Source organism: Pseudomonas sp. MG-9 (genome assembly GCF_018729515.1).
Classification (GTDB): Bacteria; Pseudomonadota; Gammaproteobacteria; order Pseudomonadales; family Pseudomonadaceae; genus Aquipseudomonas; species Aquipseudomonas serboccidentalis.
The window spans coordinates 206,880-228,774 of the sequence record NZ_JAHHZH010000005.1 but is presented as its reverse complement, the minus strand read 5'-3'; the positions used below and the strand labels follow the sequence as shown (position 1 = coordinate 228,774).

Below are 21,895 nucleotides of genomic sequence, written 5' to 3'. Positions count from 1 at the left end.
CTGCGATCTTTTGATCCTGATCTTTACAATCAAAGATCAAAAGATCGCAGCGTGCCGCAGCGCCTACAGAGGGATGTGCTGGATTCAGAGCACCGGCAACGTCTTGTCCTTGATCGTTTTGCTCGGCCCGTTGGTCTTGACGCTGGCGATGCCTTTGTCGCACGCCGCCTCAGACGAATAGGATTCGCTGCTACCGATGATCTGGTGGTTGGCGGCCTTGAGGTTGAAGTAAGGATGGCCATCCTTGGTGGTCTTTTTCTCGTAGCGTTCATCCAGCGGGCTGTTGGTCTGCACCGAGGCAATGCCGTTGTCGGCTGCCGCGCGGGTGGTGTAGAGCTCGCTGGTGAGAATGGTTTCGGCGTTGGCGGCCTTCAGCACAAACCTGAACTGACCGTTGCTGCTTTTGCTCACTTCGTACCATCCGGACATGCTCGTTTCTCCTTGGCGATTGAGAGGTTTCGCGCTTCGAAGTAAAGACCAGTCTCAGACTTCTGTCGCCTGAAGCGGCGCCTTCGCGAGCAAGCTCGCACACAAGGTTCTTCAGCGAACACAAAATTTGTGAGCACCAGAGAAAACTGTGGGGGCTTGCCCGCGAAGGGGTCAACCCGGAATCGGCTATTTCACCCCCGTCCGCACCACCGACAACTCCGGCGCACTCACCCGCCGCTGACTCAGATACCGCGTGCAGCTCACCCGCAGAAACGAGGCAAAATTCACCACCTCCCCGCGATAATCCATCACCTCTTCATACAGCTTGGCGATCAGTTGATTGGTGGTCATGCCATCGACTTCGGCGATTTCGCTGAGGATGTCCCAGAACTGGTTTTCCAGGCGCAGCGTTGTCACCACGCCGCAGATGCGCAGCGAGCGCGAGCGTGATTCGTAGAGAATCGGGTCGGCCTTGACGTAGAGCTCGCACATGGGCGAATCCTCGTTACAGGGTGATTTTGGTGCCAAGCAAGCCGAGGAAACCGGCCAGCCAGTTCGGATGCGCCGGCCACGCCGGGGCAGTGGCCAGATTGCCTTGAACATGGCCGTCCGTCACCGGGATGTCGATGTACGTACCACCCGCCAGGCGCACTTCCGGGGCGCAGGCCGGATAGGCGCTGCATTCGCGGCCTTCGAGAACGCCCGCCGCCGCCAGCAATTGCGCGCCGTGGCAGACCGCCGCAATCGGCTTGCCGGCCTTGTCGAAGGCACGCACCAGCTCCAGGACTTTTTCGTTCAGGCGCAGGTATTCCGGCGCACGACCGCCCGGGATCAGCAGCGCGTCGTAGTCCGCCTCGGCGACCTTGGCGAAGTCGAAGTTGAGGGCAAACAGGTGACCGGGTTTCTCGCTGTAGGTCTGATCGCCTTCGAAGTCATGGATCGCGGTGCGCACGGTCTTGCCGGCGGCCTTGTCCGGGCACACGGCGTGCACGGTGTGACCGACCATTTGCAGGGCCTGGAACGGCACCATCACTTCGTAGTCTTCGACGTAATCGCCGACCAGCATCAGGATTTTTTTCGCGGCCATGGGGGAAGTCTCCTCGGGAATGGGCTTGCGGGAGTATTCAAGGTAGACCTTATCCGTTCGGACAGGTAACAACCGGCTACTACGACCTGTCCCGTGCAGGAGCTGCCGAAGGCTGCGATCTTTTGATTTTGCCTTTAAAAGCGAAGATCAAAAGATCGCAGCCTTCGGCAGCTCCTACAGGGGTTACCGCCAACTGTACGCCTAAGTCTGTGCCCAGCTGTAACAGCCCGACCCTCCCGGTTTATGGCTAGATGAAGCCACCTCCCTGTCACCTTCAATTCTGGTCACCCACATGTCTTCGCGCGAAAACACCGGCATGGCCCTGGGCCTGCTCGGGGTTGTGATTTTCAGCCTCACCCTGCCCTTCACCCGGATTGTGGTGCAGGAGCTTCACCCATTGCTCAATGGCCTCGGCCGGGCGTTGTTCGCGGCGATTCCGGCAGCGCTGCTGTTGTTGTGGCGTCGGGAGAAGTGGCCGACCTGGCAGCAAGTCAAAGGCCTGAGCCTGGTGATTGCCGGGGTGATTCTCGGCTTCCCGGTGCTGTCAGCGTGGGCCATGCAGACCTTGCCGGCGTCCCACGGCGCATTGGTCAACGGGCTGCAACCGTTGTGCGTGGCGCTGTATGCGGCGTGGCTGTCCCATGAACGGCCGTCGAAAGCCTTCTGGGCCTGCGCCGCGCTGGGCAGTGCGCTGGTGCTCGGTTATGCGTTGTACACCGGTGCCGGCAGCATTCAGGCCGGGGACTTGTTGATGCTCGGCGCGATTGCCGTGGGGGGGCTGGGGTATGCCGAGGGTGGCCGACTGGCCAGAGAGATGGGCGGCTGGCAGGTGATCTGCTGGGCGCTGGTACTGTCGACGCCGCTGCTGATCGGGCCGGTGTTGTACCTGGCGCTGCAACATCAGGGCGCGGTCTCGGCCAAAACCTGGTGGGCCTTCGGTTATGTGGCGCTGTTCTCGCAGTTTCTGGGTTTCTTTGCCTGGTACGCCGGGCTGGCGATGGGTGGCATTGCGCGGGTCAGTCAGATCCAGCTGTTGCAGATCTTCTTCACCATCGCGTTTTCAGCGCTGTTCTTTGGCGAACATGTCGAGCCGATCACCTGGGTGTTTGCCTGTGGGGTGATTGCCACGGTGATGCTCGGTCGCAAGACCGCCGTGCGCCCCGCTCAACCGGCCACGGCATGACCACCGCACCCTCGGATGGCGAGCGCATGACCCTGTAGGAGCTGCGGCACGCTGCGATCTTTTGATCTTGAAGGCAACATCAAAAGATCGCAGCGTGCCGCAGCGCCTACAGGTTTTTGTGTCGGATCAGTAATCCATGGCGCGCATCAGGGTTTGTGTCAGGCGAGGAAGCCATCAGTGCGCAGCAAGGTTTCCAGACAGTGCTCACTGATGTGGTAGAACGCCTTCAACTCCGCAATTTTCACCAGCAACTGAGCCGGGTCCACCGGCTCGGCGCGTTTGACCGCCAGAATCATCTTGTTCTTGTTGGTGTGTTCCAGCGAGATGAACTCAAAGACTTTGGTCTCGTAGCCACAGGCCTCGAGGAACAACGCACGCAGGCTGTCGGTGACCATTTCGGCCTGTTGGCCCAGGTGCAGACCGTATTGCAGCATCGGCTTGAGCAGCGCCGGGCTCTGGATCTGCAGGCGGATCTGCTTGTGGCAGCACGGCGAGCACATGATGATCGACGCACCCGAGCGGATGCCGGTGTGGATCGCGTAGTCAGTGGCGATGTCGCAGGCATGCAGGGCGATCATCACGTCCAGCTCGCTCGGTGCCACGCTGCGCACGTCACCGCACTTGAACACCAACCCCGGGTGTTCCAGTTTCGCTGCGGCGGCGTTGCACAGGTTGACCATCTCTTCACGCAACTCGACGCCGGTGACTTCACCTTCGGCCTTGAGCGTGTTGCGCAGGTAATCGTGGATGGCAAACGTCAGGTAACCCTTGCCCGAACCGAAGTCCGCCACCCGCACCGGTCTGTCCAGCGCCAGCGGTGACGAGGTCAGGGCATGGCTGAAGACTTCGATGAACTTGTTGATCTGCTTCCACTTGCGCGACATCGCCGGGATCAGCTCGTGCTGCGCGTTGGTCACACCCAGGTCCTTGAGGAACGGTCGGCTCAGGTCCAGAAAGCGGTTCTTCTCGCGGTTGTGCTCGGCGGATGGCGCTTCACGCAATTGCTGAGGCTTGCTCTTGAACAGCGAAGGCTTGCCCTTTTTGCTGTATTCGAGCTGGGCTTCGTCAGTCACGGTCAGCAAATGCGCATTTTTGAATGCGGCCGGCAGCAGCTCGGCAATCACCGCCACGCCTTCGCTCAGCGGCAGGTTCTTGGTGATGTCGCGGGTCTTGTAGCGATAGACGAAGGACAGGTTTGGCTGAGCCTTGACCGTCACCGCTTTGATGATGATCCGCTGCAGATCCGCCTCTTCACCCACGTACTTGGCCAGCACCAGTTTGATGAAGCCGTTCTGTTCGAGGCTGGTTTGCAGCAGCTCGATGAACTGGGCGTGATGATCAGGCGCGGGCTTGATGGAAGGGGCGGTAACGGACATGGAAAAGCGGCCTCGGACGGGCGAAATCGGGAATGGCGGGTATTTTAGGGGGGATGGGGGTTGGGGACACGCTCTTATTTACCCAACGGCACAAATCAAAAGATCGCAGCCTGCGGCAGCTCCTACATCTGGACCGCGCGCCCCTGTAGGAGCTGCCGCAGGCTGCGATCTTTGCTTTACCCCAGCACAATCAACCGATTGGGCAATTCATTGCGTACCTGCGTCACCGGCACATGCACCTTGAGCAGCTCACCGCAGGCCTCGATGCAGGTGACGAACCCCTCCAGCGTACGCCCCTGCCGCACCTGCTCGGTGAACGCCGCGACTATCGAGTCCCAGCTCTTGTTGTCCAGCCGCCGGGAAATCCCCTCGTCCACCAGAATCTCCACATAGCGCTCGGCCTCGCAGACAAAGATCAGCATCCCGGTGCTGCCGACGGTGTGGTGCAGGTTCTGTTCGAGAAACTGCCGCCGCGCCAGGTTCGATGCCCGCCAGTGCCGCACGCGGCGCGGGATCAGGTGGGTGGTGACCTTCGGCAGACGAAACACCAGGCACAGGACAATGAACAGCCCCCATTGCACCAGCAACAGGGTGTGCATCGTCAGCCAGCCGGTCAGATAGTGAACGATGCCCGGCACCAGCAGCGCCAGCAGGCTGGCCCACAGCAACGGGATGTACGCGTAGTCGTCGGCACGGGCCGCCAGCACCGTTACCAGTTCGGCGTCGGTATCGCGCTCGACCCGGGCAATCGCCTCGGCGACTTTGCGTTGTTCGTGTTCGGTCAGTAATGCCATGTCGAAAAGTGCCTGATCATTATTGTTGTGTGTTCACCAGCCGCCGGACGAACCGCCGCCGCCGAAACTGCCCCCGCCGCCGCTGAAGCCCCCGCCTCCACCGCCGCCGCCAAAACCACCTCCACCGAAACCGCCCCCGCCACCGGAGCCACCACGGCCGGCGGGAAGGATACCGAGCATCTGGCAGACAAACACCGTCAGGATGAACAACATCACCAGAAAAACGAATAACAGCGGATGGCGCGAGACAAAATCGTTTTGCGGATCGCCACTCGACTCATACACCGTCGAGGGCTCGTCCAGCGGATTGCCGCCCAGCACCACCAACATCGCCGCCACGCCGTCGCTGATGCCCTTGCTGAAATTGCCAGCCTTGAACGCGGGCGTGATCACTTGATGGATGATCACCGAACTCTGCGCATCGGTCAGCCGATCCTCCAGACCGTAGCCGACTTCGATGCGCAGCTTGCGCTCGTCCCGGGCGACGATCAGCAGCGCGCCGTTGTTCTTGTCCTTCTGGCCGATGCCCCAGTGCCGGCCCAGTTGTACGCCGTAATCCTCGATAGTGGTGCCCTGCAGATCAGGCACCGTCACCACCACCAGTTGCTCGCCGGTCGCCTGCTCATGTGCCTGCAATTGCTGGCTCAATTGGGCGCGCACCGAGGGCTCGAGCATCTGCGCCTCGTCCACCACCCGCCCGCTCAGCGCCGGGAACGTCAACTCGGCCCGGGCGCTGAGGGCGAACAGCCACAGCATCAGCACCAGCACCAGACCTATCTTCAACACACGCATCTATTACCCCCACCAATCCCTGTAGGAGCTGCCGCAGGCTGCGATCTTTTGATCTTGTTTTTTAAAAACCAACGTCAAAAGATCGCAGCCTGCGGCAGCTCCTACACAGGCTTTGTCAGAACTTCACTTCCGGGGCCTTTTCCGCACCGGGGGTGGTGGCTTCGAAGGTTTCGCGAATCGGCAGATCGCTGTACATCACGCTGTGCCAGAGGCGACCGGGAAAGGTGCGGATCTCGGTGTTGTACTTCTGCACCGCCAGAATGAAATCGCGCCGGGCCACGGCAATCCGGTTTTCCGTGCCTTCGAGCTGCGATTGCAGGGCCAGGAAATTCTGGTTGGCTTTGAGGTCCGGATAACGCTCGGACACCACCATCAGACGGCTCAAGGCACCACTCAACTGATCCTGAGCCTGCTGGAACTGTTTGAGTTTTTCCGGGTTGTCGAGGGTGCTGGCATCGACCTGGATCGACGTCGCCTTGGCCCGGGCTTCGACCACAGCGGTCAGGGTCGCCTCTTCATGCTTGGCGTAGCCTCGGACGGTTTCCACCAGATTGGGAATCAGGTCGGCACGGCGCTGGTACTGGTTCTGTACCTGGCCCCAGGCCGCCTTGGCCTGTTCGTCGAGAGTCGGGATATTGTTGATGCCGCACGCGGTCAATAACGTGGCGAGCACCAGCAACGTGGCGATCTGCAAGCGCGAGCGATTGGTTGGACTTACATTCATCAGAGTGATGCTCCCTGGCGTATTTCATAAAAAACCGACCGTGAAACCTTCTGCGTCGGCTGTTGGGGCATAATCGGCCGCGCCACTGGATTGCAACGGGCCGATGGGCTAAAAAGAGGCCCTGCGCAAACGCTGCCGACGGTCGGCGGGCGTTTTTGGCTCGGTCATTTTGAGCCTGCACCCGAACAACAATAGTCGCTCCCTAACTTTTGGCTGGCCGGCATTGCATTGCCGTTTGGGCCCTTGAGAAAAATATTCATGAAGAAGCTGTGTTTGCTGGGTCTGTTCGTCAGCCTGGCCAGTCATCAAGTATTGGCCGCCACGACCCCGGTACCCCTGGAAAACAAGGACGCGTTCATCAGCAATCTGATGAAGCAAATGACCCTCGACGAGAAGATCGGCCAGTTGCGCCTGATCAGCATCGGCCCGGAAATGCCTCGCGAGTTGATCCGCAAAGAGATCGCCGCCGGCAACATCGGCGGTACGTTCAACTCGATCACCCGCCCGGAAAACCGTCCGATGCAGGACGCGGCGATGCGCAGCCGCCTGAAGATTCCGATGTTTTTTGCGTACGACGTGATCCACGGTCACCGTACGATTTTCCCGATTCCGCTGGCTCTGGCGTCGAGTTGGGACATGGACGCCATCGGCCAGTCCGGGCGCATCGCCGCCAAAGAGGCCGCCGCCGACAGCCTCGACATCACCTTCGCGCCAATGGTCGACATCTCCCGCGACCCGCGCTGGGGCCGCAGCTCCGAAGGTTTCGGTGAAGACACCTACCTGACTTCACGCATCGCCAAAGTGATGGTCAAGGCCTATCAGGGCGAGACCCCGAGCGCGCCCGACAGCATCATGGCCAGCGTCAAGCACTTCGCCCTGTATGGCGCGGTCGAGGGCGGTCGCGACTACAACACCGTCGACATGAGCCCGGTGAAGATGTACCAGGATTACCTGCCGCCGTACCGCGCCGCGATCGATGCCGGCGCTGGCGGGGTGATGGTGGCGCTGAACTCGATCAATGGTATTCCGGCCACGGCCAACACCTGGCTGATGAACGATTTGCTGCGCAAGGACTGGGGCTTCAAAGGTCTGGCCGTCAGCGATCACGGCGCGATCTTCGAGCTGATCAAGCACGGTGTCGCCCGCGACGGTCGCGAAGCAGCGAAGCTGGCGATCAAGGCCGGTATCGACATGAGCATGAACGACACCCTGTACGGCAAAGAGCTGCCGGGGCTGCTCAAGTCCGGCGAGATCGAACAGAAAGACATCGACAACGCGGTGCGCGAAGTGCTCGCCGCCAAATACGACATGGGCCTGTTCAAGGACCCATACCTGCGCATCGGCAAGGCCGAGGATGATCCGGCCGACACCTACGCCGAAAGCCGTCTGCACCGCGCCGAGGCCCGCGATGTGGCCCGTCGCAGCCTGGTGCTGCTGAAGAACCAGAACGACACCCTGCCGCTGAAGAAAACCGCGAAAGTCGCGCTGGTCGGCCCGCTGGCCAAGGCACCGATCGACATGATGGGCAGTTGGGCTGCGGCCGGCAGACCAGCGCAATCGGTCACCCTGTTTGATGGCATGAGTTCGGTGATCGGCAACAAGTCGAACCTGATCTACGCCCGTGGCGCCAACATCACCAGCGACAAGAAGGTGCTCGACTACCTGAACTTCCTCAACTTCGACGCACCGGAAGTGGTCGATGACCCGCGCCCGGCCAACGTGCTGATCGACGAGGCGGTGAAAGCGGCCAAGGACGCCGACGTGATCGTCGCCGCCGTCGGCGAGTCCCGTGGCATGTCCCACGAATCCTCCAGCCGTACCGACCTGAACATCCCGGAAAACCAGCGCGCGCTGATCCGTGCCCTGAAAGCCACCGGCAAGCCATTGGTGCTGGTGCTGATGAACGGCCGGCCGCTGACCATTCTCGAAGAGAACCAGTCGGCTGACGCGATTCTGGAAACCTGGTTCAGTGGCACCGAGGGCGGCAACGCCATCGCTGACGTGCTGTTCGGCGACTACAACCCGTCGGGCAAACTGCCGGTGACCTTCCCGCGCTCCGTGGGCCAGATCCCGACCTACTACAACCACCTGAGCATTGGCCGGCCGTTCACACCGGGCAAACCGGGCAACTACACCTCGCAGTATTTCGATGACACCACCGGGCCGCTGTTCCCGTTCGGTTATGGCCTGAGCTACACGAACTTCAGCCTCAGCGACATGGCGCTGTCGTCGACCACGCTGAACGCCACCGGCAAGCTTGACGCCAGTGTCACGCTGAAAAACACCGGCAAACGTGACGGCGAAACCGTGGTGCAGTTGTACATTCAGGACGTCACCGGCTCGATGATCCGCCCGGTGAAAGAACTGAAGAACTTCCAGAAAGTCATGCTCAAGGCCGGTGAACAGAAAGTCGTGCACTTCACCATCACCGAAGACGACCTGAAGTTCTACAACGCCCAGCTCAAGTACGCAGCGGAGCCTGGCAAGTTCAACGTGCAGATCGGCCTGGATTCACAGGACGTGACGCAGCAGAGCTTTGAGTTGCTGTAACCGTTAAAGCAAAAGATCGCAGCCTGCGGCAGCTCCTACAGGGAATACACCATCCCAATGTAGGAGCTGCCGCAGGCTGCGATCTTTTGATCTTGCTTCTGCCTTATCCGCGGCGGTCGAGAATGTTGACCACCAACCGATCCACCCAGCCCCAAACCCGCTGCTTCACCCGCCGCCACAGTGGCCGGCGCTGCCACTCCTCCAGACTGACCAACTGGCTCAGTCCGAAGTCTTTCTCGAAACTCTTCACCACCGCTGCCGTCAACGACGGATCCAGTGCCTCCAGATTCGCTTCCAGATTGAAGCGCAGATTCCAGTGATCGAAGTTGCACGAACCGATGCTCACCCAGTCGTCCACCAGGACCATTTTCAGGTGCAGGAAGCACGGCTGGTATTCGAAAATCTGCACCCCGGCCTTGAGCAGGCGCGGGTAGTAGCGATGGCCTGCGTATCGCACCGACGGGTGATCGGTGCGCGGCCCGGTCAGCAATAACCGCACGTCGACACCATGCGCAGCGGCCTTGCGCAGCGAGCGGCGGATTTTCCAGGTGGGCAGGAAATACGGGGTGGCCATCCAGATGCGTTTCTGCCCGCTGTTCAAGGCACGAAACAGTGATTGCAGAATGTCGCGATGCTGGCGCGCATCGGCGTAGGCCACGCGGCCCATGCCCTCGCCCATGTCCGGGACCTTGGGCAGGCGCGGCAGGCCGACATGCGCCGAAGGTTTCCACGCCCGGCGATGACGGTTGGCGATCCATTGGCGGTCGAACAGCACTTGCCAGTCAAGCACCAGCGGGCCGGTGATTTCCACCATCACTTCGTGCCATTCGCTGCTGTCCTGCCCCGGCGTCCAGAACTCATCGGTGACACCCGTGCCGCCGACCACTGCCAGACGCTGATCGACCAGCAGCAATTTGCGGTGATCGCGATAGAAATTGCCGACCCAGCGCCGCCAGTTCAGGCGATTGTAGAAACGCAATTCGACCCCGGCCTTTGTCAGGCGCTGACGCAGGTGCAGGGTAAACGCGAGGCTGCCGTAGTCATCGAACAGGCAGCGCACCCGCACACCGCGCTCGGCGGCCTGTACCAACGCCTGAACCACGGCTTCGGCGCAGGCGCCGGCCTCGACCAGATACAACTCCAGTTCGACCTGCTCTTCAGCGCGGGCAATTTCCACCAGCATGCGCGGGAAGAATTGCGGGCCGTCGATCAACAGTTCGAAACGGTTGCCGTCACGCCACGGGAACACCGCGCCGCGCATGTCAGCGCGCCGTGAAGATCAGCACCGCACCCACCGGCACCGACAGACTGATGGCCGACAACCCGGCCAGGTTGCGCAGGGTTTCCAGCCCCGGCGCCAGATCGAAATCCTCGGCGTTGATCACCAGCGGCTCCAGTGTCACCACTTGAAAACGGCGGTCATCGAGACGCGTGGCCAGCAACTCCGCCGGGTACTCGTGTTGTTTGCCGTGCAGATTGACGGTCAGCGGCAGCCGTAATTCAAGCTGCGCGCCGGGGGCCAGATCGTTGATCGGGCGCAGGTCGATCTGGGCGCTGATGGTCGCTTCCGGGAACTGCTCGATCTGGAACAGTTCCTTGCGCATGCGCTCGTCGCGCAGCGGGATGCCACTGTTGATCGAGTCCAGCTCGACTTCGACCTCGGCGCGACCGCCGGGATCGACCTTGCCGTGCAGCACCAGAAAGCGCTGCACTTCGCAAATGTGGGCATTCTTCGTGCTGACAAACGACAGCCGCGACGACTCGCCGTCCAGATACCAGTTGGCCTGCGCCGGCAACGCGGCAGCGGCCAGCAGCAGACTGGCGAAGGCTTTATAGAGGGGGCGGTTGAACATTGAATACTCGTGGGGGCGATAAACCTGCACGAACCTTAACCGGCCATAGGTTTATTGCAAACATCAAGATCAAAAGATCGCAGCCTGCGGCAGCTCCTACAGGATCTGGTTCACACATCCACTCTGTAGGAGCTACCGCAGGCTGCGATCTTTTAAGGCTGTAAACGGCAGCCTTGCCGTTCGCTCAGCCACTGCGCGCGGTTGCTGCGGCCCATGCCGCTGACGGTGATGGTTTTGCTCGCGCTGTCATCGCTGAACCCACTGGTGGGCAGCCACTGTTTGACATAGCTCCGGCAATACTCGGCCTCGTTGTTCATCACGTAGCGACACGAACAATATTCCTTCGCCGTGTAAGCACTGATGATGTCCGGGAACGCCCAGAGGTTTTCCCGCTCGAGCCAGATCCAGCCGAGCAACACGATCAACACCAGCAGCAACATCCGCTTGAGCCGTTTCATGGCTGCACCGCCTTGAGCACGCGCTTGAGCAGTTCGGTGTGGCGGTAGCTGCCGTCGCGATCATCGGCGTAACGCACGATCACCAGTTTCTCGCTGGGGATCACATACAGCGCCTGGCCCCAGTGACCGAGGGCGGCGAAGGTGTCGGGCGGCGCGTCGGGCCACGGCGCGGCGGCGCCATCGGCCGGGCGATTGAGCCACCACTGGGCGCCGGGTACCGCTTCGTCCTGATGCGCCTTGTAGCCGGCAAACGGCTCGCGGTTGAAGGCCACCCAATCCCTGGGCAACAACTGTCGATCATGCCAGCGCCCGTCGCGGGCCATCAGCAAACCGACGCGGGCCAGATCCCGGGCGGTGAGGTAGGTATACGACGAGGCGACAAACGTGCCGCCGGCATCGGTTTCCCACACGGCATGACGAATGCCCAGCGGCTCGAACAGCGCCGTCCACGGATAGTCGGGGTAACGTTGCTGGCCAACCATGTTCTTCAGCGCCGCCGCCAGCAGATTGCTGTCGCCACTGGAATACCGGAACGCCTGCCCCGGCGGCGCGTAGGCATCGTGATCGGCGGTGAACGCAGGCATGTCGCGGTGCCCACGGGTGTAGAGCATCGCCACCACCGACGACTTCAGCGGCGCGTATTCGTAGTCTTCCTGCCAGTCCAGCCCCGAGGCCCAGTGCAGCAGATCGGCGATTGTTATGGCCGGGTGTTTTTCCAGTGTCGGGTAAAACCTCACGGCCGGATCTTCGAGTTTGAACAGGCCTTCGCCATACGCCACCCCAAGCACCGTGGCCATCAGACTTTTGCTGATCGACCAGGTCAGGTGCGGCGTCTCGGCACGGGTCGGGCCGGCGTAGCGTTCGTAGACCAACTGGCCGTCGCGGATGATCAGCAAGGCGTCGGTGCGGATGCCTTGGCGGGTGTGGTCATCGCGGGATGGGAAGGCGTAGGTTTCCAGCGCCTTGACGGCAGGGCCGCTGAGTCTGGCGCCGCTCGGCCATTGTTCGCCGGGCCATTGCTCGGCCTGGACCGTGAAGCTGATCAGCAGCAGAAACAGGGACAGGCCTTTGAACATGGAAAAGTCTCAACCGACGGGTGCGAAGATCATGGCCCAGAAAAATGACAATCTCCCAATCACTGTAGGAGCTGCCGCAGGCTGCGATCTTTTGATTGTGCTTTTAAAGATCAAAAGATCGCAGCCTGCGGCAGCTCCTACAGGGGAGTGTGCAGGGCTTTGGCCAAGCGCTTCGCTCGAGCGCCCGTCGCCAACTGCATTACCGCCTGATCACGCTGCCACATCTGTACCCACTCCGGACTACGCTCGGCCAACGCCTGATCGATCTCAGGTTTGAGCGCATCAAACTGCGCAAACAACCCACCCAGCAACACATGCCCGGCCGGATTGTTCGGCGGCTGGCGGCTCGCCTCCGCGCACCCGGCCAACAGCGCCAGCAAGCGCAATTGCAGCGCCTGCGACCAGCCACTGTCCTGACCGACGCCATACAGCCACGCGGTCATCGCGCTCAATACATAAACATCTTCCAGGGTGCGGAACGGCTTCACATAAGCATCCCAACCGTCCCCCGCGAGCAACTCGCACAGCGCGCCGTCCAGGTACAGCCGACCGTGACTGATGTCCGGCATCAGCGGCAGTGCCGGGAGTTTTTCCACCCGCACGCCGGGCTCGCCGGGGTAGACCACCGCCAGACTCAGGCGCGGTGCCTCGCCGGGTTCTTCACTGCGTGCGGCGACGAGCAGCCAGTCCGCCGCATCCCCCGCCGTGACGAAATCCTTTTGCCCGTTGAGTCGTAAATCGCTCAGGCGCGTCTGCATGTCCGCCGGGCGCAGGCTGCGCTGCTCGGTCGCACACAACGCGCCAAGGCTCGGCGGCGCGCTCGGCCAGAGCATGCGCAATGCCGCCTGATAACCCACCAGAAATGCCAGCCCCGGTGTCGCCATCCGCCGCCCTCCCGCCACCGCCAGTTCAAACGGCGTGACGTTGCCCAGTTGATCCAGCAACGCGGCGAAACCCTCCGCAAGATCGGCAACGGCGGGCAGGCGTTCACGGCTTTCGAGCAGGCTGGGCCAGGGCATAAGAGGCTCCTTGTGGGCTGTCATACAAGCATCACCAAACGTTCATGGCGATGACACCGGGGCTACATAGCCTGACTTTGCACAACATGGCTGCATAAAGAAAGTCGATCGGCTGCAACCCACGACGGGTTCAAGGCCCGTACGGAGATTCAAATGACTCAGATCGCCCGCATCAGCGACACCGGCAATGAACGCCGCCTGCAAGCCGAACGCCTGATCGGCGCCGAGGCCCTGCAGCAAGCCCAGGCCTTGCGTTTCAACGTGTTCAGCGGCGAGTTCAACGCCAAGCTGAAAGGCGCGGAACTGGGTCTGGACATGGATGACTATGATGTTCACTGCAGCCACATCGGCGTGCGTGACCTGAACACCGGGCGTCTGGTCGCCACCACCCGTTTGCTTGATCACACCGCCGCCAGCAGCCTGGGCAAGTTCTACAGCGAAGAAGAATTCAGCCTGCATGGCCTGACACATCTGAAAGGCCCGATTCTCGAAATCGGCCGCACCTGCGTCGACCCGGCCTACCGCAACGGCGGCACTATTGCGGTGCTCTGGGGTGAACTGGCTGAAGTGCTCAATCAGGGCGGCTACAGCTACCTGATGGGTTGCGCGAGCATTCCGATGCAGGACGGCGGCGTGCAGGCCCACGCGATCATGCAGCGCTTGCGCGAACGCTACCTGTGCACCGAACACTTGCGCGCCGAACCGAAGAATCCGCTGCCATCACTGGATATTCCATCCAACGTGATCGCCGAAATGCCGCCGCTGCTCAAGGCTTACATGCGCCTGGGCGCGAAGATCTGCGGCGAGCCGTGCTGGGACGAGGACTTCCAGGTCGCCGACGTGTTCATCCTGCTCAAGCGCGACGAACTCTGCCCGCGCTACGCCAAGCACTTCAAGGCGGCCGTGTGATGAGCCGGTTTCGCGTGTACGCGCGAATCGCGCGGGTGTTGGTGGTGGTGACGCTGGGCCTGATCATGGCCAGCGTCTTCGGTGTGTTCGAGCGTCTGGGCCTGGCGCATTCGATGCAACGCCGTCAGCGCTGGTCGCGATTTTTCATGGCGCGCCTGAGCAATGCCCTGCCCTTTCGCGTGACCGTGCATGGCGAGCTGCCGAAACAGCCGATGCTGTGGGTCAGCAACCACGTGTCATGGACCGACATTCCGCTGCTGGGCATGCTCACACCGCTGTCGTTTCTGTCCAAGGCCGAAGTGCGCACCTGGCCAGTGGCCGGTTGGCTGGCAGCCAAGGCTGGCAGTCTGTTCATCCGTCGCGGTTCGGGCGACAGCCAGTTGATCCGCAAACAGATGACCCGCCATTTGCAAACCCGACATCCGCTGCTGATGTTCCCGGAAGGCACCACCACCGATGGCCGCTCGCTGCGCACCTTTCATGGTCGCCTGCTGTCGGCGGCAATCGATTCCGAGGTGATGCTGCAACCGGTGGCGATCCGTTACCTGCGTGATGGCGAAATCGACACGCTGGCGCCGTTCATTGGTGATGATGACTTGCTGTCGCACCTGATGCGCCTGTTCAGCAATGATTGCGGCGATGTCGAAGTGCATCTGCTCAAGCCAATCGCCTGCCAGGGTCGCGAGCGTGCGGCGCTGGCGTTCGAAGCGCAGCAGGCGGTACAGAAGGCGTTGTTTGGTGATATCGCCAAACCGGCCGAGCCACGGCGTGCCGGCGAACTGATCGCTGCCTGAAAAGCAAAAGATCGCAGCCTTCGGCAGCTCCTACACTGATCCCCTGTAGGAGCTGCCGAAGGCTGCGATCTTTTGATCTTGCCTATCCCTGTGAAGCCGCAAAGTCCTGCAGTTGCGGGTAGAACAAGCGGAAATCCTCACTCAGCGGCTCATACAAGCGCCGCAACTCCTGCATCGCCCCCGCCAGTTCCTCAGGCCGGGTCAGGCGCCGGGAGATCCCGCGCAACACCTGCTCCAGCACTTCGAACTCCTGATATGAACCCAGCCAGTCATTGGCGACCATGTGCGGCGCGATCATCGCCAGGCGTTCGGGCAGTTGCCTTTCACTCGACAGCACGCGGTAAACGTCGGTGGTGAACTGCTCCAGCGGCTGATCGGCGTATAACGTCCAGTCGCGCGCCAGGCAATGGTCGAAAAACACATCGAGGACGATCCCGGCGTAGCGCCGACGCGTCTGCGAAAAGCGCCCGAGCGCGGTGTCCACCAAAGGATGGCGATCGGTGAACACATCAATTCGGCGGTGCAAGTGAATCGCCGCTTCAATCTGCGGAGCAAACTGCCCCTGCAGCCGTCCTTTGACGAAATCGCCATACAGACTGCCGAGTAATTGCTCGGGGCGCTGGCCTCCGAGGTGTAAATGTGCGAGATAGTTCATGGGCGCAGCTTAGCACTGCGCGCTTTCATCGTTACACCACACGTATCGTTATAACCCGATATACCGATTTATGCGGTCGTCAGATCAAATTCATATTGGTATATCGCGAAATACCGATTTAAAGTTCGCTTCATCGCGATATAGCGCTACACATCACGAGCACAAAGCCATGAACCTCGACCTCGACGAAATAATAAAAGCCCTGGCACACCCAGTACGGCGAGACATCCTCATCTGGCTGAAAGACCCCAAAGCCGAGTTTCCGGAACAGTTGCACAACCACGAGTACGGCATCTGCGCCGGGCAGATCGATCAACGCTGCGGCCTGTCGCAGTCGACCGTCTCCGCCCACCTGGCGACCCTGCAACGCGCAGGCCTGATCAGCAGCCAGAAAGCCGGCCAGTGGCACTTCTTCAAACGCAACGAGGACGTGATCCAGGCGTTCCTCGACGCCATCGTCAAAGAGCTCAGCGCTCCCACAAGGAATTGATTCAAATGCCCCTCTCGCTACTCATCCTGGCCTTGAGCGCCTTCGCCATCGGCACCACCGAGTTCGTCATCATGGGCCTGCTGCCCGATGTGGCGGCCGACCTCGGTGTGTCGATCCCGGGCGCCGGCTGGCTGGTGACCGGTTACGCCCTGGGCGTGGCCATCGGTGCACCGTTCATGGCACTGGCCACCGCCAGACTGCCACGCAAGGCGGCACTGGTAGCGCTGATGGGAATTTTCATCGTCGGTAACCTGCTGTGCGCCATCGCCAGTGACTACAACGTGCTGATGTTTGCCCGTGTCGTCACCGCGCTGTGCCACGGTGCGTTCTTCGGTATCGGTTCTGTCGTAGCCGCCGGGCTGGTAGCGCCGAACAAACGGGCCTCGGCCGTGGCGCTGATGTTCACCGGCCTGACCCTGGCCAACGTGCTCGGCGTGCCACTGGGTACGGCGCTGGGTCAGGAAGCTGGCTGGCGTTCGACCTTCTGGGCCGTGACCGTGATCGGTGTGATCGCGCTGATTGGCCTGATCCGCTTTCTTCCGGCCAAGCGTGACGAGGAAAAACTCGACATGCGCGCCGAACTCGCGGCCCTCAAAGGCGCCGGTATCTGGCTGTCGCTGAGCATGACCGCGCTGTTCGCCGCTTCCGTATTCACCCTGTTCACCTACGTCGCCCCCCTGCTCGGCGAAGTCACCGGTGTGTCGCCGCGTGGTGTGACCTGGACGCTGATGCTGATCGGCCTGGGCCTGACCGTCGGCAACATCATCGGCGGCAAACTGGCTGACAAAGGCATGGCCGCCACGCTGATCGGCGTATTCATCGCCATGGCCGTGGTCTCCACCGTGCTGACCTGGACCAGCGTTGCGCTGATCCCGACTGAAATCACCCTGTTCCTCTGGGCCACTGCGTGTTTCGCCGCCGTACCGGCGCTGCAAGTCAACGTGGTGACTTTCGGCAAAGCGGCACCGAACCTGGTTTCGACCCTGAACATCGGCGCGTTCAACGTCGGTAACGCCCTCGGCGCCTGGGTCGGCGGCAGCGTCATCGCCCACGGTTTTGGCCTGACCCGCGTGCCGCTGGCCGCCGCCGCTCTGGCGGTACTCGCCCTGCTGGTGACCCTGATCACTTTCCGTCAGAACGGCAATGCCGATCTGGCCCCGGCAACTAACTGATTAACTTTCACTGACGAGGGTTGTACACATGGCAACTATTTTCGATCCGATCAAACTGGGCGACCTCGAGCTGTCCAACCGCATCATCATGGCCCCGCTGACCCGCTGCCGCGCCGACGAAGGCCGCGTGCCGAACGCGCTGATGGCCGAGTACTACGTGCAACGTGCCTCCGCCGGCCTGATTCTCAGCGAAGCCACGTCGGTGACCCCGCTGGGCGTCGGTTACCCTGACACCCCGGGCATCTGGTCCAACGACCAGGTCCGCGGCTGGACCAACGTGACCAAGGCCGTACACGCTGCCGGCGGCAAGATCGTCCTGCAACTGTGGCACGTCGGCCGGATCTCGCACCCCTCGTACCTCAACGGTGAAACACCGGTCGCCCCGAGCGCGATCCAGCCTAAAGGTCACGTCAGCCTGGTTCGCCCACTGGCCGACTACCCGACCCCGCGCGCTCTGGAAACCGCTGAAATCGCCGAAATCGTCGACGCCTACCGCACCGGCGCCGAGAACGCCAAGGCCGCCGGTTTCGACGGCGTGGAAATCCACGGCGCCAACGGCTACCTGCTCGACCAGTTCCTGCAAAGCAGCACCAACCAGCGCACCGACAACTACGGTGGCTCTCTGGAAAACCGCGCGCGTCTGCTGCTGGAAGTGACTGACGCCGCGATCGACGTCTGGGGCGCCGGCCGTGTCGGCGTGCACCTGGCCCCCCGCGCCGACTCCCACGACATGGGCGACGACAACCTCGCCGAGACCTTCACCTATGTCGCTCGCGAACTGGGCAAGCGTGGCATCGCCTTCATCTGCTCCCGCGAGAAAGAAGGCGCCGACAGCCTCGGCCCACAACTCAAAGAAGCCTTCGGCGGCGCGTACATCGCCAACGAACGCTTCACCAAGGACAGCGCCAATACGTGGCTGGCTGAAGGCAAGGCTGACGCTGTAGCGTTCGGCGTACCGTTCATTGCCAACCCGGACCTGCCGGCACGCCTGAAAGCCGATGCCCCGCTGAACGATCCGCGCCCTGAGCTGTTCTACGGCAAAGGCCCGATCGGCTATATCGATTATCCAGCGCTGTAAACAACATCAACAAACAAGAAGCCCTGCCTCGAAAGAGCCAGGGCTTTTTTTATTTTCATACATTTAAAAAGTCGCCATACAAACAATATAAACCTAAGCTTGATTCAGCAACTAATTAGTTGCCAATCAACCAACTTAATTAAATAACGATATATAAACATGAATGATATAGACCCAAACAAACTTACATTTATCCTGCAAATCACCAATGCCACGGATTCTACTTTCTGGCTTGACGATTCGTCTCCAACGCACCCACCCGTGACTCGTATCGACAAGATCCTCCCTTACCAGACCGTCTTTATGGTGTTTGAAGGAGATCCTCATCTGAAGCAGGACATCGATATTGATTACGATATCAAAAAAGAGGTATTCACCACTTACATCTGCTACACCAACTACAAACAAAAAGTACAGTTCGACACCACGCTCAGTTATTGTCACAGACAAATCGCGGGACACCGAATTCCAACAGTCGAACTCTTCTGGGAAACCAATGCTTTCTCTATTGGCGCCGAACCCGTCACCTGCGGCGCGGCCCTGGAAAATGAAAACCCGGTTTACCCTTACAGCTATAAGATGATCGCTTTTATGACGCCGTCGGCCTGATGAAGGGTTATCCGCAGGTTCTGAAGTCAGTCGGATCAACCACGACGCTTGCTTGATCCCAAGCGACCGTAAGACCGCTGAGGCCAATCACCGCGACACCAATCACGCCAAAGCTGTCCGGGGTATGGTCGAAAATCAAATACCCGTATATCCCGGCAAACAGAATCTGCCCGTAACGGAAGGGTGCCAGCATTGCCAGTGCCGCATGGCGGAAAGCCTGGGTCAGCAACAGGTGACCGAGCAGGTCGCAGTGCCCAGGCCAATCATGAACAGGCCATGCAACAGCGTCGGCGTGCTCCAGAAGAACGGCAACCGTGCAGTCATGATCAGGCTGTTGAGAATGCCGGTGAGAAAGTTGCTGGTGGGCGGGCTGTCGATCCCGCTGAGCAGGCGGGTGAGCAATTGATAGAAGCCAAACCATAATGCCGAGCACAATGGCAACAAGATCGCCGAGGTGAACAGCGCACCGCCGGGCCGCACAGCGCACGCAGAAATTGCAAACCGGGCCGGTTGGTGCGTTCCACCGCTTAAAAACCAGTGCGCGACACGAAAATCACCAGGAAGATCAGCGCGACACACTTATCGCCTGCTCGCGCCCTCGTAGCCCGGGTTGTTAACATTCATTCACACACTCGACACAAAACCCCTACAAAATACGTAGCTCGCTACCTATCAACCTGGCAAACGTACGTATATAAAAGCACCCCATTACAGAAAGGCGAACGACGCAGGGACATTTCCCTCGCTTCAAGCCTTGACACGAGCGGATCCAATTACGCATTTTGTTTCATTTGCGCAGGCTGGGGCTCAGGCGCAGCATATCCAGTCCTGTATCGACCCAGCGCTCGGCTTCAGCATGCAGTTGGAAGCTGTCGGGCGCCAATAGCCATCCATACAGGAGGCCATCGATATACGCATGAATGCTGATGGCCGCCCGGGCAGTGTCGAGATCTTCCGGCAACTGGCCGCGATTTACCGCATTACGCAGGGTCAGAGCGATGCGCGTGTTGCAATCGAGACTGACTTCCCGGCGCTGCTGACGCAGATCGCACATTTCATCGGTGAACTCGCACTTATGAAACAGAATTTCGTTGATACGCCGGGTCTTCGGGTCCAGCGCAACTTGATGAAACAAATGAATCAGCAATTCGCGCATGCAGCCCAGCGGATCCAGCTCATCCTCACTTTCACTGGCCCGGGCCAGCTCATCCAGTGGCTCACGCAAAGAGTCGAGCATGGCCTGTACCAGATCGGCCTTGTTGCTGAAATGCCAATAGATGGCACCGCGCGTGACGCCGGCCATCGTCGCGATATCCGCCAGGGTCGTGCGGGCCACGCCCCTTTCATAAAACGCTTTCTCGGCCGCTTCGAGAATCTGGCTTCGCGTTTCCTGAGCTTCCTCTTTGGTACGACGGACCATGGCAGTAAAACCTCAAACAGGATGTTTCAGGGATGGCTGAATATCCACTGAATAAAGAAGGGGCCGATCTCTCACGAATCGGCTCCCAGGCCTACAATTTCAAACCTTGCGACGCATTTTGTAACAGGGTAGGTACGAAGCCAAGGTATTTACAAACAACCATGAACGTAAGTATATTCCTTAGCAAGCTACTTATCCACTCGACCCGATTTTTTTACCCTTCCACACTTCTTGTGCGCATTTTGCGCGCCTGACCCGAGGATCTTCATGCAATTCAAGCCAGCTGTTACCGCTCTGGTCACTGCCGTCGCCCTGGCATCGCTGCTCAGCGGATGTAAAAAGGAAGAAGCGGCCCCGGCCGCTCCGCCTCCTCAGGTCGGCGTCGTCACCCTGCAACCACAAGCGTTCACCCTCACGTCCGAACTGCCGGGCCGCACCAGTGCGTACCGCATCGCTGAAGTTCGACCACAGGTCAACGGCATCATTCTCAAGCGTCTGTTCAAGGAAGGCGGCGATGTCAAAGCCGGCCAGCAGCTGTATCAGATCGATCCGGCGGTCTATGAAGCGACCCTGAAAAGCGCCGAAGCCAGCCTGCGTTCGACCAAGTCGATCTCCGACCGCTACAAGCAACTGGTCGATGAGCAGGCCGTGAGCCGTCAGGAATACGACACCGCTGTCTCCAACCGCCTGCAATCAGAAGCATCGCTGCAGAGCGCGCAGATCAACGTGCGTTACACCAAGGTCTACGCGCCGATCTCCGGCCGTATCGGCCGCTCTTCGGTGACCGAAGGCGCACTGGTCAGCAATGGCCAGGCCGACGCCATGGCGGTGATCCAGCAACTGGACCCGATCTATGTCGACGTGACCCAGTCTTCGGTCGAATTGCTGGAACTGCGTCGCGAACTGGAAAGCGGTCGTCTGCAAAAGGCCGGCGACAATGCGGCAGCGGTCAAGCTGACCCTTGAAGACGGCAGCCAGTACAAGCTTGACGGCAAGCTGGAATTCTCCGAAGTGTCGGTTGATCAGACCACCGGTTCCGTGACCCTGCGCGCGGTATTCCCGAACCCCGATCACACGCTGCTGCCAGGCATGTTCGTCCATGCCCAGTTGCAGGCGGGTGTGAACAGCGCGGCGATCCTCGCCCCGCAACAAGGCGTGACCCGTGACCTCAAAGGCACGCCGACCGCGCTGGTCGTTGGCCCGGACAACAAGGTCGAGTTGCGTCAGCTCAAGGCCAGCCGCACCGTCGGCAGCCAGTGGCTGATCGAAGACGGCCTGAAGGCCGGCGATCGACTGATCACCGAAGGTCTGCAATTCGTCAAACCGGGCATCGAAGTCAAGCCAAGCGAGGCGACCAACGTCGGCGCAAAGAACCCGGCCCCCGCACAGGCAGCTGACAAAGCCGCCGGCGGCAAAGGGGAGTAACC

The 21,895-nt window shown here is 60.6% G+C and carries 23 protein-coding genes and 1 pseudogene; 9 read left to right on the top strand and 15 right to left on the bottom strand.

Features of this window, described 5'->3' with window-relative positions; translation table 11 throughout:
• Nucleotides 1–84: 84 nt before the first annotated feature.
• From KKQ10_RS14875 to KKQ10_RS14865, 3 genes are all read right to left on the bottom strand, one after another.
• Nucleotides 85–429 carry a YegP family protein gene (locus KKQ10_RS14875; protein WP_215501526.1) on the bottom strand — a complete coding sequence of 115 codons (345 nt, stop codon included), beginning with the start codon at nucleotides 427–429 and terminating at the stop codon, nucleotides 85–87.
• A 186-nt stretch (nucleotides 430–615) separates the two neighbouring features.
• Nucleotides 616–921: a ribbon-helix-helix domain-containing protein gene (locus KKQ10_RS14870; protein WP_127649703.1), complete on the bottom strand. Its 306-nt coding sequence runs from the start codon at nucleotides 919–921 to the stop codon at nucleotides 616–618.
• Between the two features lie 13 nt (nucleotides 922–934).
• A complete protein-coding gene (locus KKQ10_RS14865; RefSeq protein WP_123465380.1) occupies nucleotides 935–1,516 on the bottom strand; it encodes a DJ-1/PfpI family protein in 582 nt (193 codons plus the stop codon).
• Nucleotides 1,517–1,808: 292 nt separating this feature from the next.
• Between KKQ10_RS14865 and KKQ10_RS14860 the strand changes: the two genes are divergently transcribed.
• Nucleotides 1,809–2,699 carry a DMT family transporter gene (locus tag KKQ10_RS14860; RefSeq protein ID WP_127649702.1) on the top strand — a complete coding sequence of 297 codons (891 nt, stop codon included), beginning with the start codon at nucleotides 1,809–1,811 and terminating at the stop codon, nucleotides 2,697–2,699.
• A 158-nt stretch (nucleotides 2,700–2,857) separates the two neighbouring features.
• Here KKQ10_RS14860 and KKQ10_RS14855 read toward each other — a convergent pair whose 3' ends face one another.
• The 4 genes from KKQ10_RS14855 to KKQ10_RS14840 all read right to left on the bottom strand — a co-directional run bounded on the left by KKQ10_RS14855 (nucleotide 2,858) and on the right by KKQ10_RS14840 (nucleotide 6,385).
• A complete protein-coding gene (locus tag KKQ10_RS14855; protein WP_215501525.1) occupies nucleotides 2,858–4,075 on the bottom strand; it encodes a class I SAM-dependent methyltransferase in 1,218 nt (405 codons plus the stop codon).
• A 176-nt stretch (nucleotides 4,076–4,251) separates the two neighbouring features.
• Nucleotides 4,252–4,869, bottom strand: coding sequence for a TPM domain-containing protein (locus KKQ10_RS14850; protein ID WP_127649700.1), 618 nt, complete (start codon nucleotides 4,867–4,869; stop codon nucleotides 4,252–4,254).
• Nucleotides 4,870–4,902: 33 nt separating this feature from the next.
• Nucleotides 4,903–5,661 (bottom strand): TPM domain-containing protein, encoded by a 759-nt coding sequence (locus KKQ10_RS14845; RefSeq protein ID WP_215501524.1) that lies wholly within the window; start codon nucleotides 5,659–5,661, stop codon nucleotides 4,903–4,905.
• A 115-nt stretch (nucleotides 5,662–5,776) separates the two neighbouring features.
• Nucleotides 5,777–6,385 (bottom strand): LemA family protein, encoded by a 609-nt coding sequence (locus KKQ10_RS14840; protein ID WP_127649698.1) that lies wholly within the window; start codon nucleotides 6,383–6,385, stop codon nucleotides 5,777–5,779.
• A 258-nt stretch (nucleotides 6,386–6,643) separates the two neighbouring features.
• Here KKQ10_RS14840 and bglX point away from each other — a divergent pair, with 258 nt between their 5' ends.
• Entirely contained in the window at nucleotides 6,644–8,935 is a 2,292-nt protein-coding gene (bglX, locus tag KKQ10_RS14835; RefSeq protein ID WP_215501523.1) for a beta-glucosidase BglX, read from the top strand.
• Between the two features lie 103 nt (nucleotides 8,936–9,038).
• Here the strand turns inward: bglX and KKQ10_RS14830 are convergent, their stop codons facing one another.
• The 5 genes from KKQ10_RS14830 to KKQ10_RS14810 all read right to left on the bottom strand — a co-directional run bounded on the left by KKQ10_RS14830 (nucleotide 9,039) and on the right by KKQ10_RS14810 (nucleotide 13,341).
• Nucleotides 9,039–10,196 (bottom strand): phospholipase D-like domain-containing protein, encoded by a 1,158-nt coding sequence (locus KKQ10_RS14830; RefSeq protein ID WP_127649696.1) that lies wholly within the window; start codon nucleotides 10,194–10,196, stop codon nucleotides 9,039–9,041.
• 1 nt (nucleotide 10,197) lies between these two features.
• On the bottom strand, nucleotides 10,198–10,788 hold the full coding sequence (locus tag KKQ10_RS14825; RefSeq protein WP_127649695.1) for a YceI family protein: 591 nt from the start codon (nucleotides 10,786–10,788) through the stop codon (nucleotides 10,198–10,200).
• A gap of 152 nt (nucleotides 10,789–10,940) precedes the next feature.
• Nucleotides 10,941–11,246 (bottom strand): amidase, encoded by a 306-nt coding sequence (locus KKQ10_RS14820; protein ID WP_215501522.1) that lies wholly within the window; start codon nucleotides 11,244–11,246, stop codon nucleotides 10,941–10,943.
• Nucleotides 11,243–12,322 carry a serine hydrolase domain-containing protein gene (locus KKQ10_RS14815; RefSeq protein WP_215501521.1) on the bottom strand — a complete coding sequence of 360 codons (1,080 nt, stop codon included), beginning with the start codon at nucleotides 12,320–12,322 and terminating at the stop codon, nucleotides 11,243–11,245. The genes KKQ10_RS14820 and KKQ10_RS14815 overlap by 4 nt, the downstream gene beginning before the upstream one ends.
• A gap of 137 nt (nucleotides 12,323–12,459) precedes the next feature.
• Nucleotides 12,460–13,341: an acyl-CoA dehydrogenase family protein gene (locus KKQ10_RS14810; RefSeq protein ID WP_215501520.1), complete on the bottom strand. Its 882-nt coding sequence runs from the start codon at nucleotides 13,339–13,341 to the stop codon at nucleotides 12,460–12,462.
• A gap of 153 nt (nucleotides 13,342–13,494) precedes the next feature.
• Here KKQ10_RS14810 and olsB point away from each other — a divergent pair, with 153 nt between their 5' ends.
• Both olsB and KKQ10_RS14800 read left to right on the top strand, forming a co-directional pair.
• Nucleotides 13,495–14,250, top strand: a complete 756-nt coding sequence (gene olsB, locus KKQ10_RS14805) for an L-ornithine N(alpha)-acyltransferase (protein ID WP_127649691.1) — start codon at nucleotides 13,495–13,497, stop codon at nucleotides 14,248–14,250.
• Nucleotides 14,250–15,044 (top strand): lysophospholipid acyltransferase family protein, encoded by a 795-nt coding sequence (locus KKQ10_RS14800; RefSeq protein ID WP_215501519.1) that lies wholly within the window; start codon nucleotides 14,250–14,252, stop codon nucleotides 15,042–15,044. The genes olsB and KKQ10_RS14800 overlap by 1 nt, the downstream gene beginning before the upstream one ends.
• A gap of 82 nt (nucleotides 15,045–15,126) precedes the next feature.
• Here the strand turns inward: KKQ10_RS14800 and KKQ10_RS14795 are convergent, their stop codons facing one another.
• On the bottom strand, nucleotides 15,127–15,699 hold the full coding sequence (locus KKQ10_RS14795) for an acyl carrier protein phosphodiesterase (protein WP_215501518.1): 573 nt from the start codon (nucleotides 15,697–15,699) through the stop codon (nucleotides 15,127–15,129).
• Between the two features lie 169 nt (nucleotides 15,700–15,868).
• Between KKQ10_RS14795 and KKQ10_RS14790 the strand changes: the two genes are divergently transcribed.
• From KKQ10_RS14790 to KKQ10_RS14775, 4 genes are all read left to right on the top strand, one after another.
• The gene (locus tag KKQ10_RS14790; RefSeq protein ID WP_025110729.1) at nucleotides 15,869–16,189 is read left to right on the top strand and encodes an ArsR/SmtB family transcription factor; all 321 of its coding nucleotides are present in this window, start codon (nucleotides 15,869–15,871) and stop codon (nucleotides 16,187–16,189) included.
• Nucleotides 16,190–16,194: 5 nt separating this feature from the next.
• Complete coding sequence (locus tag KKQ10_RS14785) at nucleotides 16,195–17,361, top strand: MFS transporter (RefSeq protein WP_215501517.1); 1,167 nt, start codon at nucleotides 16,195–16,197, stop codon at nucleotides 17,359–17,361.
• Nucleotides 17,362–17,389: 28 nt separating this feature from the next.
• On the top strand, nucleotides 17,390–18,439 hold the full coding sequence (locus tag KKQ10_RS14780) for an alkene reductase (RefSeq protein WP_215501516.1): 1,050 nt from the start codon (nucleotides 17,390–17,392) through the stop codon (nucleotides 18,437–18,439).
• A 159-nt stretch (nucleotides 18,440–18,598) separates the two neighbouring features.
• On the top strand, nucleotides 18,599–19,048 hold the full coding sequence (locus KKQ10_RS14775; RefSeq protein WP_215501515.1) for a hypothetical protein: 450 nt from the start codon (nucleotides 18,599–18,601) through the stop codon (nucleotides 19,046–19,048).
• A 7-nt stretch (nucleotides 19,049–19,055) separates the two neighbouring features.
• Here the strand turns inward: KKQ10_RS14775 and KKQ10_RS14770 are convergent.
• Nucleotides 19,056–19,528: pseudogene (locus KKQ10_RS14770) on the bottom strand (DMT family transporter); the annotation flags it as partial.
• Between the two features lie 307 nt (nucleotides 19,529–19,835).
• Nucleotides 19,836–20,468, bottom strand: coding sequence for an efflux system transcriptional repressor EmhR (emhR, locus tag KKQ10_RS14765; protein ID WP_127649686.1), 633 nt, complete (start codon nucleotides 20,466–20,468; stop codon nucleotides 19,836–19,838).
• A 267-nt stretch (nucleotides 20,469–20,735) separates the two neighbouring features.
• Here emhR and emhA point away from each other — a divergent pair, with 267 nt between their 5' ends.
• Nucleotides 20,736–21,893, top strand: a complete 1,158-nt coding sequence (gene emhA, locus KKQ10_RS14760; protein WP_215501514.1) for an efflux RND transporter periplasmic adaptor subunit EmhA — start codon at nucleotides 20,736–20,738, stop codon at nucleotides 21,891–21,893.
• Nucleotides 21,894–21,895 lie beyond the last annotated feature (2 nt).